This is a genomic window from Sphingomonas sp. IC4-52 (genome assembly GCF_020707225.1).
In the GTDB taxonomy this organism is placed as follows: domain Bacteria; phylum Pseudomonadota; class Alphaproteobacteria; order Sphingomonadales; family Sphingomonadaceae; genus Sphingomonas.
Genome location: NZ_JAJFEU010000001.1, coordinates 510,505 through 524,705, shown reverse-complemented (window position 1 = coordinate 524,705; position 14,201 = coordinate 510,505). Strand labels below are relative to the sequence as shown.

General features: G+C 61.7%; 13 protein-coding genes and 2 tRNA genes. 8 read left to right on the top strand and 7 right to left on the bottom strand.

What is annotated here, in order from left to right; translation table 11 throughout:
• The 3 genes from LK535_RS02560 to LK535_RS02550 all read right to left on the bottom strand — a co-directional run bounded on the left by LK535_RS02560 (position 1) and on the right by LK535_RS02550 (position 4,363).
• Positions 1-435, bottom strand: coding sequence for a PaaI family thioesterase (locus LK535_RS02560; protein WP_227770317.1), 435 nt, complete (start codon positions 433-435; stop codon positions 1-3).
• A 66-nt stretch (positions 436-501) separates the two neighbouring features.
• Positions 502-2,346: a sensor domain-containing diguanylate cyclase gene (locus LK535_RS02555; RefSeq protein ID WP_227770316.1), complete on the bottom strand. Its 1,845-nt coding sequence runs from the start codon at positions 2,344-2,346 to the stop codon at positions 502-504.
• Complete coding sequence (locus LK535_RS02550; protein ID WP_227770315.1) at positions 2,318-4,363, bottom strand: NAD(+) synthase; 2,046 nt, start codon at positions 4,361-4,363, stop codon at positions 2,318-2,320. The genes LK535_RS02555 and LK535_RS02550 overlap by 29 nt, the downstream gene beginning before the upstream one ends.
• A gap of 337 nt (positions 4,364-4,700) precedes the next feature.
• On the opposite strand from LK535_RS02550, the gene LK535_RS02545 reads away from it, so the two are divergent.
• Together LK535_RS02545 and LK535_RS02540 are read left to right on the top strand one after the other, a co-directional pair.
• Entirely contained in the window at positions 4,701-5,612 is a 912-nt protein-coding gene (locus LK535_RS02545; protein ID WP_227771049.1) for a fructose bisphosphate aldolase, read from the top strand.
• A gap of 195 nt (positions 5,613-5,807) precedes the next feature.
• A tRNA-Gly gene (locus tag LK535_RS02540) sits at positions 5,808-5,881 on the top strand.
• Between the two features lie 72 nt (positions 5,882-5,953).
• Here LK535_RS02540 and LK535_RS02535 read toward each other — a convergent pair.
• Positions 5,954-6,856 carry a hypothetical protein gene (locus tag LK535_RS02535; RefSeq protein WP_227770314.1) on the bottom strand — a complete coding sequence of 301 codons (903 nt, stop codon included), beginning with the start codon at positions 6,854-6,856 and terminating at the stop codon, positions 5,954-5,956.
• Between the two features lie 288 nt (positions 6,857-7,144).
• Between LK535_RS02535 and LK535_RS02530 the strand changes: the two genes are divergently transcribed.
• Positions 7,145-8,026 (top strand): manganese catalase family protein, encoded by an 882-nt coding sequence (locus LK535_RS02530; RefSeq protein ID WP_227770313.1) that lies wholly within the window; start codon positions 7,145-7,147, stop codon positions 8,024-8,026.
• Positions 8,027-8,553: 527 nt separating this feature from the next.
• Here LK535_RS02530 and LK535_RS02525 read toward each other — a convergent pair.
• A tRNA-Tyr gene (locus LK535_RS02525) sits at positions 8,554-8,639 on the bottom strand.
• 135 nt (positions 8,640-8,774) lie between these two features.
• Between LK535_RS02525 and LK535_RS02520 the strand changes: the two genes are divergently transcribed.
• A complete protein-coding gene (locus LK535_RS02520) occupies positions 8,775-10,376 on the top strand; it encodes a M20/M25/M40 family metallo-hydrolase (RefSeq protein ID WP_227770312.1) in 1,602 nt (533 codons plus the stop codon).
• Positions 10,376-11,119, top strand: a complete 744-nt coding sequence (rlmB, locus tag LK535_RS02515) for a 23S rRNA (guanosine(2251)-2'-O)-methyltransferase RlmB (protein WP_227770311.1) — start codon at positions 10,376-10,378, stop codon at positions 11,117-11,119. The genes LK535_RS02520 and rlmB overlap by 1 nt, the downstream gene beginning before the upstream one ends.
• A gap of 70 nt (positions 11,120-11,189) precedes the next feature.
• On the opposite strand, the gene LK535_RS02510 is transcribed toward rlmB, so the two are convergent.
• On the bottom strand, positions 11,190-11,507 hold the full coding sequence (locus tag LK535_RS02510; protein WP_227770310.1) for a 2Fe-2S iron-sulfur cluster-binding protein: 318 nt from the start codon (positions 11,505-11,507) through the stop codon (positions 11,190-11,192).
• A gap of 54 nt (positions 11,508-11,561) precedes the next feature.
• On the opposite strand from LK535_RS02510, the gene LK535_RS02505 reads away from it, so the two are divergent.
• Positions 11,562-12,191: a DNA-3-methyladenine glycosylase family protein gene (locus tag LK535_RS02505; RefSeq protein ID WP_227770309.1), complete on the top strand. Its 630-nt coding sequence runs from the start codon at positions 11,562-11,564 to the stop codon at positions 12,189-12,191.
• An 86-nt stretch (positions 12,192-12,277) separates the two neighbouring features.
• The gene (locus LK535_RS02500; RefSeq protein WP_227770308.1) at positions 12,278-12,658 is read left to right on the top strand and encodes a putative quinol monooxygenase; all 381 of its coding nucleotides are present in this window, start codon (positions 12,278-12,280) and stop codon (positions 12,656-12,658) included.
• A 209-nt stretch (positions 12,659-12,867) separates the two neighbouring features.
• Here the strand turns inward: LK535_RS02500 and LK535_RS02495 are convergent, their stop codons facing one another.
• The gene (locus LK535_RS02495) at positions 12,868-13,284 is read right to left on the bottom strand and encodes a DUF2147 domain-containing protein (RefSeq protein ID WP_227770307.1); all 417 of its coding nucleotides are present in this window, start codon (positions 13,282-13,284) and stop codon (positions 12,868-12,870) included.
• Between the two features lie 24 nt (positions 13,285-13,308).
• On the opposite strand from LK535_RS02495, the gene mtnP reads away from it, so the two are divergent.
• Entirely contained in the window at positions 13,309-14,178 is an 870-nt protein-coding gene (mtnP, locus tag LK535_RS02490; RefSeq protein ID WP_227770306.1) for an S-methyl-5'-thioadenosine phosphorylase, read from the top strand.
• Positions 14,179-14,201: the final 23 nt, after the last annotated feature.

Here is a 14,201-nt window from a genome sequence, read left to right as displayed (position 1 = left end):
TCAGCTTGATGAGGCCGCTGCGGAGGCTTGTTCGACCCGCTGGCGTGAAGCAAGCATCAGGGTGGAACTGGCCTTCGCCAGCACTTTGCCGGCCGTGTCGAGCAGGCGTCCCTCAAAGAAGCAGGTGCTGCGCCCGCGACGTTCGACCCATCCTTCTGCTATCACCAGCCCCGGTCTTGCGGGTGCGAAGAAACTCACTTTCAGTTCAAGGGACATAGGGACAACGTCAGGTCCGCCCATCGCGATTGCCGCGTGCGCCATGGCAGCGTCGATCCAGCCGGTAACAAACCCGCCCTGAACCACTCCGCCCGAATGGCACATGTGCTGACCGGCACGATACTCAAGCCGTGCCCGTCCCACCGGGTCCATCTCGATAACCCGCACCAGGCCAAGCGTGCGGCTCAATTCGTGAATGGTCTCGTCCTGATCGCTCATTCGGCCCTCTTCCTCACATATGCAAACACAGTGTTCGTTGGCGTGGGCTCTAGCAAGTCCAACCGGTCAGGCGGCGAGAGCCAGTTGATCGCGACCTGCGTGCTTGGCCCGGTACAAGGCGCGATCGGCCACCCGCAAAATGTCCTCAGAGGATTGATTGCGCAGATAGGGCGCAACGCCCCCGCTCACCGTCACGGAGATGAGGCTCTCTCCCACCTGGACACTGGTGGAGGCGATCGCATGGCGAAGGCGTTCGCACACCAGGGCTGCCTGGCTGATCGTGGCCTCTGGCAAGACAACAGCAAATTCCTCGCCGCCGAGGCGCGCAACCAGATCCTGCTCGCGGACGCTGGCCCGTGCGAGCGTGGCGAAGCGGCGCAACACCTCGTCACCGGCGGCATGGCCGTGGGTGTCGTTGATGCGCTTGAAATGATCCAGGTCGAACAGTGCGACGCAGCCGCCCGAGCCGGTGGAAAGCCGGGCGCCGAGTTCCTCGTCCAGTCCCCGCCTGTTGGCGAGACCCGTTAGTGCATCGGTCAGCGCGGCACGAGCAAGGCGCTCCTCATGTGCCTTTCGGTTCGATACATCACGGATGGCACTGACGACCCCAGTGACGTTGCCGATGTCATCCGTCACAGCCCGGCTATGTGTTTCGAACCAACGCACATCTTCACCGCCGATTACCCCGCGGTACTCGTTGACATGGGTCTTGGTCGGTTCCGCAATGATCCGCCGGAACGAGGTCTCAGCACGAGCGGCGTCGTCGGGGTGCAGCAGACGGCTGACGCGGCGCCCGATCAACTTGTCTGGCTCGAAACCGCTGATCTGGGCGATTGACGTCGACGCGAACTGGAGACGCCCCCCTACGTCAAGGTTGATCACGATGTCCGTGGAGTTTTCCGTAAGCAAGCGGTAGCGCGCTTCGCTTTCCCGGAGCCGGCGGAACAAACAGGCGCGCTGCTGCAGTTCTGCATTGGCTGGCAGGATGGTCAGCATCGCACACGCGATATAGAGTTGGAGAAACTGCATTTTCGCCCCGATCGGCGCATCGACCAGCGCGAGCGGGCCGTGCCCTTGAAGCGTCAGAGCGCCTCCGATCACCGCGACAATGACGATCGACGCCGCGGTGGACAGCGCTCCTCCGCGGAACGTGGCCAGCACCATCGGCAGGATCGGCAAAAACAATAGCGGCAATCGATCTTGGGCGAAGCTAGCGTAGGTGACCGTTCCCACGAGCGCGACGAGGGCGGCGAATTCGACGAGTTTCCGCTGATCCATCTGCTTCACCAGGCGAACTGCGTCACCTCGCATCACGAGCATGAAGATCGGCATGAAGGTGAGCGTGCCCAGGGCATGCCCGCTATACCAATTCAGCCCGCTTCTCAGAAAGGGCTGTTCCGCAGCACTAGCGAGGATGGATGCCGCAAGCGCAGCAGAGGTCAGTGGCGCGATGACCCCCGTCGCAAGTGCGAAAGTCAGCAGCCAGCGGTGAGAATCCAGCACCGGGCGCCAAGGGGCAAACCGGTGCAAGATGGCTGCGCCCAACGCGCCTTCCAGCATGTTAATGGCGGCAAATGGCAGGGCCATGCTGGGCCCAAAGCCCCACAGGGATGTCGCCAGAATGCTCGCGACCGAGCAGATAGCCAGCGGCGCGGCCCAGTGACGCATAGGCATTGTTGTGAGCCGCGCCGTGAGAATTGCGGTGGCGATCCAAAGAAACGCGACGCCGCCATCGAACCGCGTGAGACGCATGGTTGCCGCGGATACGACGAAGTAAGCGAGCCCTAGGGAGATCAAAGAAGCCGGTCGGAGTGCGGGCGCGTTCACCATGACGCCGCGGGTACGTGGAGATTGTAAACGCCGCGTTGCGAAATACGTAATTTCAGGGTCCGTTGGCGGCCAGTTCCTCAAGCCAGGAGGTAGCCGTACCGTCAGCAGGCGCGCGCCAGTCGCCTCGCGGTGAGACGGCTCCGCCCGGCGACACTTTGGGAGAGTTGGGCAGCGCCGAGCGCTTGAACTGGCTCGTCTGGAAGAACCGGACCAGGAACTTCTGCAGCCAGCTCTTCACCGTTTCCAGGTCATAGGCGGTTCGCGCCTCTTCCGGATAACCGATCGGCCACCGGCCTGCCTCCGCATCCCGCCATGCATGCCAAGCCAGGAACGCGATCTTCGACGGAGCTAATCCGTGGCGGATAACATAGTGGGTAAAGAAATCATTAAGCGGATATGGTCCGATCTTACTTTCCGTACTCTGCATTGCCCCGCTTTCGTCAGCTGGGACAAGCTCCGGCGAGATTTCCTGCGCCAGAATTGCCTCGAGAACTGCATCTGTCTCGGGATCATATTGATCGGTCGCGATGCACCAGCGGATCAGGAACTGGATCAACGTCTTAGGAACGCCGGCATTGACCCCATAGTGGCTCATGTGATCGCCAACGCCGTACGTGCACCATCCAAGCGCCAGTTCGCTAAGATCGCCGGTGCCGACCACGATGCCCTCGCGTTGGTTCGCGAGCCGGAACAGGTAGTCGGTACGAAGCCCTGCCTGAACATTCTCGAACGTCACGTCATACACGGGCTCGCCGGCTGCGAACGGATGCTTCAGCCCTTCAAGCATGGTGCGCGCGGCAGGGCGGATGTCGATTTCCTCAGCCGTGATGCCCAGCGCGCGCATCAACTTCCAGGCGTTGTCCTTCGTCCCTTCGCTGGTCGCAAAGCCTGGCATCGTGATCCCGAGGATGTCCGAACGTGGGCGACCCAAACGATCGAGCGCCTTGGCGGCGACAATCAACGCGTGGGTCGAGTCCAGTCCACCAGACACGCCGATGACCAGCCTTTTCACTCCGGTGGCCTTCACCCGTTTCAGCAGGCCTTCCACCTGGATGTTGAATGCCTCGTAGCAATCTTCATCGAGGCGTGCGGGGGTGTCGGGCACGAACGGGAAGCGCCGAATTGCCCGTTTCAGCCCGACATCGGCATAGTCGGGTAAGTGCTGGAAGCCGATGCGACGGAAGCGGGTTTCGGGATGGCCGGAGAACGTCGCTGCATCGCCGAACGTGCCCATGCGCAGACGCTCCTGAAGAAGGCGCTCGCAGTCCACATCCGCGAGGACGAGCTCAGGAGTGAGTGAGAAGCGCGTGGATGCAGCAAGGGGCTCGCCAAGTTCATGGATCATGCCTTGGCCGTCCCAGGCAAGATCGGTGGTGCTTTCCCCCGGACCCGCCGCAGAATAGACATAGGCACATACGGCCCGAGCGGACTGCGCCGCCGACAGCATCGCACGCTCTCGCGACTTGCCGATCACCACGTTGGAGGCGGACAGGTTGCAACACACCAACGCGCCCGCGAGCGCGCCCATTGTCGATGGAGGGGTGGGGGACCAATAGTCTTCGCAGATCTCGGCATGGAAGATGAAGTGCGGCAGGTCCGAAGCTGCGAAGATGAGATCGGTACCGAAGGGAACAACGTTCCCACCCACATCAATGCTCAGTCCGGTGAGGCCCGCCCCGCTGCTGAACCAGCGCTTCTCGTAATATTCGCGATAGTTTGGAAGAAAAGTCTTTGGGACGACGCCGATGATGTTGCCCCGCGCGATGACGACCGCACAATTATAGAGCCTGCCGTTACGCGGCAGCGCGGCACCCACGATGAGCAACGGGCGAAGATCCTTTGTCCCTTCAGCCACGGCGAGAACGGCGTCGCGCGCGGCTTCGTGCTGCGCCGACTGCAGGTGAAGATCATCAATGGCATAGGAAGTTATGTTGAGTTCGGGAAAGACGACCAGGTCCGCCCCTTCTTCATGCGCTCGCTTGGCCAACTCCAGCGTCGCCTGCGCATTGGCAACGGTATCTCCGACGCTGGCGCGAGGGGTGGCCGCCGCAACGCGAAGCATGCGGTGGTGGTGGATGGAGGGGAAGCGCTCGTTCATTGCAGGAACCGTTATCCTTCTTTCTGGCGCGGAGCCAATGAGGCTCTGCTCGCTTCCCGGCTGCCGAACTGCCGTAAGCGAAACCAAACCGCCCCGAGACAACGGCCGTCTCGCCGCTTTGTTCGCCGCCATCGAAAGCTAACGGTTCGCTCGGGCATCAAGATCGGTCAACAGCGCGGTGAGCCAGGCAACCTGTCGAGTCTGGTTGCCACCAACGCGCCTCCGAAAGTCTGGCCGCGCAACCCATCTAGGTGAGGGGCCGGTGAGGCGCTGGCCAAAGTGGGCAGTCAACCGTAATGACGCGGGGTATCGTAACACTGTGAGGGGAACGCTGATCATGACTCCTGCTGAGATGACCGCGAAGATTGCAGATGGTGAAGGCTTCATCGCCGCGCTGGATCAATCGGGTGGTTCAACGCCCAAGGCGTTGAAGGGCTACGGCATCGAAGAGGGTGCGTGGTCGACGGATGAGGAGATGTTCGGCCTCATCCACGACATGCGGGCGCGGATCATCACGTCGCCTGCCTTCACGGGCGATAAGGTGATCGGCGCGATCCTGTTCGAACGCACAATGGACGGCGAAGCGGGTGGGAAACCTGTTCCGCAGGCACTGCAAGACCGCGGCGTGGTGCCTTTCCTGAAGATCGACAAAGGTCTTGAGGACGAGAATAATGGTGTTCAGCTAATGAAGCCGATGCCCGGCCTGGACGCGCTGCTGGAGCGGGCCGCGAAGCTCGGCATCTTCGGCACCAAGGAGCGCTCGGTCATCAATCTTGCGAACCGCGACGGTATCGCCGCCGTCGTGGCGCAGCAGTTTGAGGTTGCGCAGCAGGTGTTGTCCCACGGACTGGTCCCGATCATCGAGCCGGAAGTCAACATCAAGAGCGCCGAGCGCGCCGAGGCGGATGCCATACTTCTTGAGGAGCTCGGTAAGGCGCTCGATTCGATGACCGGCGATGCGAAGGTCATGCTGAAGCTTTCGCTGCCAACGAAGCCCGACCTGTTCCTCCCGCTGGTTGAGCATCCGCGCGTGTTGCGGGTGGTTGCGCTTTCGGGCGGCTATGCACGTCCCGAGGCGTGCGTGGAGCTCGCTCGTAATCATGGTGTTATCGCCAGCTTCAGCCGCGCGCTGCTGGAGGATCTGCGTCATGGAATGTCTGACGCGGAGTTCAACGAATCCCTCGGCGCGGCGATTGACGAAATCTGGGCAGCCTCCGCCAAGAAGGCGCCCGCCGCAGCGGCGGCCTGAAGCTAGCCCGGCCGATCGGCTGACCTTCAAGCCCCGCGGGGTCGCTGACGAGCACATCGTCGGCGGCCCATGCACAGGAAGAAGCACCGATCGTCGGGCTTCGAGAACTCAGAGCAACTTTCTATCCGCTCCCGGCGATCGACCTGGTTGACCGAAGGCAATCGATCGTGGCAGTGGATGCCCCGCGGTGAGATCGCGGGTATAGCACAATGGTAGTGCAGCAGCCTTCCAAGCTGAATACACGGGTTCGATTCCCGTTACCCGCTCCACCGCAGCTCCGCCGATCGGATGGACCTCACCTTCCAAGCACCAAGAAGGGCATTCGTTGCCCCGGACGCAGGTCACTCAGGCCGCGCTGCCGCGTCCCTTAGTCGTTTTTCAAGTGCCGAAATTCTGCGGTCCATGGAAATGATCAGGTCCAGCAACGCAGGAACGACCACTGCGGGGGCGGCATGTTGAGGGTCAATCGCCGGGCCATCCGAAGGTGCGGAAAGTACGAGCCCAAAATCCCGCGCAAGCGTCGCGTTCTCTGCGTCGAATGAAGCGGCGAACCTTTGCCACTCTTGTCCCGTCGGAAGCGTGGATCGAGGGTCAACGTCGCGATACCGTTTTTTCTCGACGCCATTTACGGCCAGCGTGCGCTGCAAAGCGCCGGGAAGGGCCTCCTCGTCGCTCTGGCCCTGATAGAGCCGATATAGCGTCATGATCGTGGGATCAGGCGTCTGATAGTGCCGCGTCGTGCCTTGGCTCTCCGGCGGGAGTTGCAGACCCGCCGTGATCAGGAAGTCGGTAACAACGTCCGCGGCTTGGTCGTAGGATCGCAGGTGGAGTTGGCCCGGCATGATAGAAGCGCACCAACTCTCGATAACGCGGCGGTAATCAGCGCCGCGTGATTGCGCCTCCGGTAGCCATTCGGCGAAGGTCCTGATGGGTCCGACCGACGCTTTGTGCTTCACTCCCCATTGCAAGTAAGCCGAAACCAGCCAGCTGGCCTGATGCCGAAAGTAAAGGACGACCTCGGTTTCGCAGATAGGCGACAGTCGTGCGATCACGCGGCCAATCAATCCGGCGTGAACAGCCAATCCTATGTGGCTCCACACAAAGGTGTTCAGCGCCGCACGGCTCTTCAGCCGCTCCGTAAGCAGCGCGACCAGGCGGTCCTCTATTGTAGGATCTTCACTCAGTGCTCGTTGAAGATCGTCTGCCGATTCGAAGTCGTAGGGCGTCGCCTCGCCGCGCTCCAAATACATCCCTAGGTAAAAGGCACCGGCGGAGCGCAGGACGGCTGCATGGTCGCGACAGTATTTTTGGATTGCCGATGAGCCAGACTTGCCCAGGCCGGCATGGATGATCAGCCGCCGCCGGGATGATGGGTCCGCTTCAGACATCAGGATACTTTGCCTCTTAGTAGAACCTGTCAGCTGCCTAACCTAAGTTATGGAGAAAAGGCCACTTCGTTGAAGACCTGTAATAAACCGCCGCGGCTTGCGAGCGTTCGGGGGAGGGCTCCAGCAAGCAGCGAGAGGTTCTCCATGTACTATCATGATCGACGGCTTCAGTACCCGGTTCGGGTCGAAACGCCTAACCCTCAGTTCGCCCGAATGCTTCAGCAGGCAATCGGAGGCGTCGAGGGAGAAATCCGCGTCGCCATGCAATATTTCTTCCAGGCGTGGGGCAATAGAGCGCCCACGACGAAGTACCGTGACCTGTTGCTGAACACAGCGACCGAGGAGCTGGGTCACATCGAGATGTTGGCGACCGCAGTCGCGTTGAACCTCGAGACTGCCCCCACGTCAGCGCAGGAGCAGGGCGCAACGGACAGTATTGTTGGTGCCGTGATGGGCGGCGGCAATGCCAAACACGCCATCGAAGGCATCATTCACAAGAACCTTCTGTCATCCGGCATGGCGGCAATGCCGGTCGACTCCGATGGCGTACCTTTTGACATGAGCCACATCTACGCCAGCGGAAATGCGGCGGCTGACATGTTCTGCAATGTTGCCGCAGAAAGCACCGGACGTGTACTTGCGGTGCGCTTGTTCAACGCGACGGAAGACCCTGGCATGAAGGATATGCTCCGCTTCCTTATCGCGCGCGACACCATGCACCAGCAACAGTGGCTCGCCGCCTTGGAGGACATGGGCGGCTTCCGCGCGGCTATGCCGATCCCGAACAGCTTCCCGCAGGCAGAGGAGAACCAGGACCACAACCACGATTTCTTCGTGACATCGCTTGATGGCAGCTTCCCAGAAGGCCGGTGGACCGAAGGCGCTACATTCGACGGCAAGGGAGAGTTCAGCGTATTTCGGGCGCAGCCGCTCGGCGAGGAGCCTGTCCTTGGCCCTGCGCGGCCTGACAGCGGTGCACAAGCGGAGCAAATCGGGGGTTCTGCGGCCGCAACGGCGGATAAATGATTCATGGGGGCAGGCGGGCAGAGCGCCCGCCTGCCTTTCTTGTCTTCAGGCCGAAGAAGCTGGCCGGGATAACAGAATTGGTCCGCGACTGGCCCGTGAGCCCGCATATAATGCCGGCCGCTTCCGGTCATTTACTTCTGAACTGCGTCTTTCCCGCTCCCCGGCCTCCACGCGCCTGGCTTGCGAGACGGGTCTTCGCCCGTGTCCGCACCGCTACCCTGCGCTTCACCGGTATCGGGATCTACAGATGCAGCGGTGCCGGCACCACCGGGACCGCCCGTTTCGCCATTCACTGCTCCAGATGGGTCTGCTGCCCGCAGCGCAGCTTCGCGATCTCGAGAATATGACTGGCCAGTAAGACCCTCATCGTGATCGAACGGATTCTTGGGAACGCGACGTTCCGGATCGACCAACTGGTGATTGCGCCTGTCGTCCATCGTGCCCTCCGATCAGGCTGCGCTAGTGCCGCCTACTCGAAGACTGAACGCTACCGTCGGTCCAGCGATCCATCCCGCGTTGCGGGATGATGGTGGAAGGGACTGGATTCGAACCAGTGTACACTTGCGTGGGCAGATTTACAGTCTGCTGCCTTTAACCACTCGGCCACCCTTCCACAGGGCCGCTTCGTCAGAGCGAGGGCGCCCAATGCCGAAGCCGCGGCGACCTGTCAACGCATGTGATCACGGTTGCACGAAGGAATTGTCGCGCATAGCAGGCCGCAACCACTTTCCAGGAGTTTACGAGGGCGATGCGCCACCTTTTGCTCGCCGCGGCGGCTATCGTCACGCCGGCTCACGCCCAGGATCACGCCGCCACGGTGCGAATCATGGATGAAGGTCTTGCCCGCTCACAGGTGATGGTGACCGCTCAGCACCTGACAGATGTGATCGGTCCGCGCCTCACCAATTCACCGCAGATGCGGGCCGCCGAGGTCTGGACACAAGCCCGGTTCAAGGAATGGGGCTTGAAGAACGTCCACAAGGAAGGTTTCGATTTCGGTCGTGGCTGGTGGATTGAACGGTCCAGCGTTCGGATGGTGACGCCAAGGCCATTGCAGCTGACTGCGATCCCGATCGCGTGGACACCGCCGACGGCTGGAACGCTGAGTGCACCGATCAAGGTCGCGCCTATGAAGAAGGCGAGCGACTTTGCGCAATATCGGGGCAAGCTGGCGGGCAAAATCGTGCTTGTCTCCCAACCCGGCGAGGTGTCGGAGCGGAAGCGGGCGATTTTCGAGCGCTTGAGTGACGAGGATCTTGGAAAGCTCGACTCCTATGACCTGCCGAACCACGATCCCCACGCAGATGCCCGTGAGCTGAAAAACGCGGATTTCGAGAAGCAGCGGGACGCCTTTTTGAAGGCGGAGGGTGCGCTCGCCTACGCGACCATCTCGTACCGTGATGGCAAGCTCGTTCATGGCGAAGGCTATATGTTCGAGGCTGGGAAGTCTCCGACGTTGCCGGGCGTACAGATCGCTGCCGAAGATTACCGTCGCTTGGCGCGCCTCGCCAAGATCGGGCAGACGCCGACGTTAGAGATCATCAGCGACGTTCGATACGATGACAGCGATCAGCAAGCGTATAACATTTTTGCTGAGATACCCGGGACTGATCCAAAGGCCGGTTATGTGATGGCCGGAGCGCATCTCGACAGCTGGGTGGCTGGCGACGGGGCTACCGATAATGCTGCGGGATCCGCTGTCGTCATGGAAGCGGCGCGCATCTTGGCGAAGCTGAACGTGCGTCCGAAGCGAACAATTCGGTTCGCGCTTTGGTCTGGTGAGGAGCAGGCTCTGCTGGGAAGCCTTGCTTGGGTCGAAAAGAACCTCGCGACGCGTGGTAATGCTGGCGATCCGCCGCTTACCGGCGAAAGACGCTATTACGAGTGGCCCAAGCGCTGGCCGATCAATCCGCGTCCGGGTTATTCAGAGCTGGCGGCTTATTTCAACGTCGACAATGGCTCGGGACGCTTTCGCGGAATCTATGCGGAGAACAATCCGCAGGCGGCGGCGACGTTCCGCGAATGGATGGTGCCACTCCAAGGCCTCGGAATGACAACCGTGGCGGCGGGCCGCACCGACGGTACGGACCACGTCTTCATGCAGTCTGTCGGCGCACCAGGGTTCCAGTTCATTCAAGACCCGCTCGAATATAGCAGCCGGACGCATCATTCCTCCGCCGACACGTTCGATCACCTGAAGGCGGAGGACATGCGACAGGGCGCTACCGTGCTGGCTGCGTTCCTGCTTAACGCGGCAAATGCGGCCAAGCCGCTTCCGCGGCCGCCGCTGCCTACGCAGCCGGCGGTGACCAATCCTTTTTCCTATCCTGATCCGGAAGAGACAAACTGATGGCGCGTCGTGGACATCGCCCGAGCCAGGCACCAAGCAATCGCCCGCGGTTTTGGGGGCGGCATGCTGTAACAGCTGCACTGGCCAACCCCGAGCGGACGGTTCGCAAGATTTGGGGAACGCGAGAAGCGCTCGCAAACCTTCAGCTGCCCCCATTGTTGCCGGTCGTTTTCGCGGATGCGGCTGATCTTGGTCGAATGGTGCCGTCTGACGCGCCTCACCAAGGCCTTGTTGCCGAGGTGGACCCGCTGGAGGAGATCTGGCTCGGAGACCTTCTCGAGCAAGGGCGCGACGACAGCCGGCCCCTGATCGTTCTCGATCAAGTGACCGATCCCCATAATGTGGGTGCGGTGCTGCGATCCGCCGCCGCTTTCGATGCCCTCGGCATCGTCACGCAGGATCGCCATGCGCCGCCGGAGTCCGGTGCTCTTGCGCGCTCGGCCTCGGGAGCGCTGGAGTCGGTGCCATGGGTTCGCGTCGTCAATCTGGCTCGCGCGCTGGACGAGATCGCTGAAGCAGGTTTCTGGCGCATCGGTCTGACCGGCCACGCATCGCAAACGCTCGGCGACACGATGGGGCAGGGACGTATCGCCCTGGTGCTAGGTGCTGAGGGCGAGGGTATGCGCCAGAATACCGAGGCGCACTGTGATCAGCTCGCGAAGTTGCCGATCAGCCCGAAGGTTGAAAGCCTTAATATATCCAATGCCGCGGCCATCGCTCTCTATGCGATCGCCACTCGCTAAGGGCACTTACTGATCATCGCGTCCGGGCACCCGTCCTCCTCCAGGCGGGTGCCCGACGCTATGTCGACACTCAGTCTTCCTCGGCGATCCGCACCTTCAACCCGTCGAGCTCCGGGCCAAAAGGCAGCTGGCAGGAGAGGCGGGAGTATTCGTCACGGCTGCTGGACGACTCAAGCAGGTCATTCTCGTCCTCGGTCATGGGCGGGAGTTTGGCCGCAAATTCCGGGTCGACATGGATGTGGCAAGTCGCACAGCTGCAGCAGCCCCCGCAAAGCGCAAGGATCTCGTCAATGCCACCGTCGCGGATGACTTCCATCACCGACAGCCCCGCTGCACCATCGATTACACGTTCTTCCCCGTCGCGCAGCGTGACGATAAGCTTCGACATCATGCTCTCCCCGCAAGTTCCCCGCTCCATTGCCGATCTTGTGGGCCGCCTGCAATGGGGCTGAGCGAAGAGCAGCTCCGCGCCGACGTCGACGCGCTTGTGCAGATCGAACCGCTGTTCGGGTCGGCATTGGCCCGCGTCGGGTATCCGCCCACCCGGATTCGCGAGCGCGGGTACGTCACCCTGATGCGAACGATCGTGGGACAGCAGGTGAGTGTAAAAGCCGCCGATGCGATGTGGCGGAAACTGACCGATTTGGTCGGAGAGCCGATTGACCTGGCTCGGATCGGCCGCGCCAGTGACGACGAACTGCGAGCTGCGGGCATCTCTCGGCAGAAGTCGGCCTATTTGCGAAGCCTTGCGGAGGAGGTTCTGAGCGGTCGGCTGGACTTCGCGAACCTGCCTGAGGATGATGAGGCGGCGATCGCCCAGCTGGTGCAGGTGAAGGGCGTCGGGCGCTGGTCCGCCGAGATCTATTTGCTCTTCGCGGAAGGACGACGGGACATTTGGCCCGCTGGCGATCTGGCGGTGCAGATCGAAATTGGGAAGATCCTCGGTCATGAGGCTCGACCGAGTGAGAAGCTGACACGGGCGTGGGCAGAAGCGTGGCGGCCGCATCGCGGTGCGGCTGCGATTTTCGCCTGGCATCATTACGGCGCAAAGGGCGGTGCGGCGCCGGTCTAGAGATGGTGGGCCTTTCCTTTGCGTCTCTTTAGATCTCACCAGCTGCTGGACCTACCCGGCTGCGCAATCGGAATTATGGTAGCGAGATGAGCATCGAGCGACGGACCTTTCTGATCGGGACTACAGCTTTCGCTGCCGTGAGTTCAGCGCAGGGTGAGAAGCTAGAGGCCATGTACGGCCTCATCGGAAAGATGAGGGCGCAGCGGGGAAAGCGGGACGCGCTGATCGCAATCCTGATGGAAGGAATCGCGGGCATGCCGGGGTGCCTAAGCTATGTGATCGCCAATGATCCGGCCGATCCCGACATCATCTGGATAACAGAAGTCTGGGCGTCGAAGGCTGCGCATCAGGCGTCACTTCGGCTACCCTCGGTTCGAGATGCGATCTCCAGAGGAAGGCCACTAATCGCCGCTATGGAGAACATCGCCGAGACCACGCCCGTCGGAGGAACAGGTTTAGCCCGGTAAGATCGTCCGGCGGCGCAGGCGCTTCCCGAGAGCCGCTGGCCATTAGCCGAGAGCGATGACGTGACCGACCAGCAGCGCGTACTTTCAAGCAGGAAACCGGCAGCTGTTCATGATTGCCCTGAAGCTTTCTGCCTTCTGACCAGTTGGTCGCGACGGGTATTTGTCCGTCGGGCGATTGGACCAACCACCAACCAGTCTCCGGTAGTGGGTTAGCGCGCCGCTTTCCACACCTGTGTCTGGCAGATGAAGGATATGCAGCCCTTCACCCGCAACGTGCCGTTCTCCCCGCGAGTGACAATGGACTTGTAGCTCTTGCCGTTTCGCGGATCGTAGATGCGACCGCGCCATTCGTTTCCGGCATCGGTGAAGCCGAAGAGGATGGGAAGACCGACCATCGACCGGTTCCGCAATGACGGGTCGGGATTGTTCACATCGGTGGTCGGGGCGCCCGGTCGCGGCTTTACAACAGCAGCGATTCTTCCGCAGGTGCTGGTGCCACAGGGCCCCACTTGAATGATGGCGGAGCCGTCTTCGGTAAGCCAGCGCCCGGCAATCGGTTGTGCGGCGTGCGCAGACCCGGCAAGGGAGAGCGCGAGAAGAGCGGCTGCAGCGCGAGTAATCGTCATGCGCCAGCTTATCGGAGGACCGCGATGAACACGCAATGGACGATCGGGATCATCGGCGGCTCCGGATTGTACGCGATAGACGGACTGGAAGAGGCTGAGTGGCGACATGTTCCAAGTCCCTGGGGTGAGCCGTCAGACGAGATATTGTTCGGCAGGATCGGCGACGTGGCGATCCGCTTCTTGCCCCGGCACGGGCGTGGCCACCGTTTCTCACCAGACCAGATTCCGGTTCGGGCCAACATCGACGCGCTGAAGCGGGCTGGGTGCACCGACCTGATCGCCATCTCATCGGTCGGCTCGCTTCGGGAGGAGCTGGAGCCAGGCCGGTTTGTGATCGTGGATCAATACGTTGATCGAACGGTGGCCCGGCCAACCAGCTTCTTTGGCACCGGTTTGGTGACGCATGTTTCGATGGCCGACCCGGTGTGCGAGCGACTGTCGGCGTTTGCCGCTGCCGCTGTTCAGGCGGCGGGCGGTAAGGTGACGGAACGCGCCACCTACCTGGCGATGGAAGGGCCGCAGTTCTCCACCCGTGCGGAAAGCCGCATGTACCGCGACTGGGGCTGCGATGTGATCGGGATGACCGGTATGCCGGAGGCACGGCTCGCGCGTGAGGCGGAGCTGCCCTATGCCCTGATCGGAATGGTGACCGATTTCGATTGCTGGCGAGAGAATGAAGCTGCCGTCGAGGTAACCGCCATTGTGGCGCAAATGGCGGCGAACGGCGATATTGCACGATCGGCAATCAAGGCGTTTGTGGACGCCCTGCCGGCGCACCGAACTTCGTCCCCTATCGACCAGGCACTGGATGGGGCGATCATGACGGCACCTTCGCAGCGTGATCCCATCCTGGTCGAGCGCAACACCGCCATTCTCGCCCGTTTGAACCGTTGAAACCGAAGGACGAGTTCCGCATT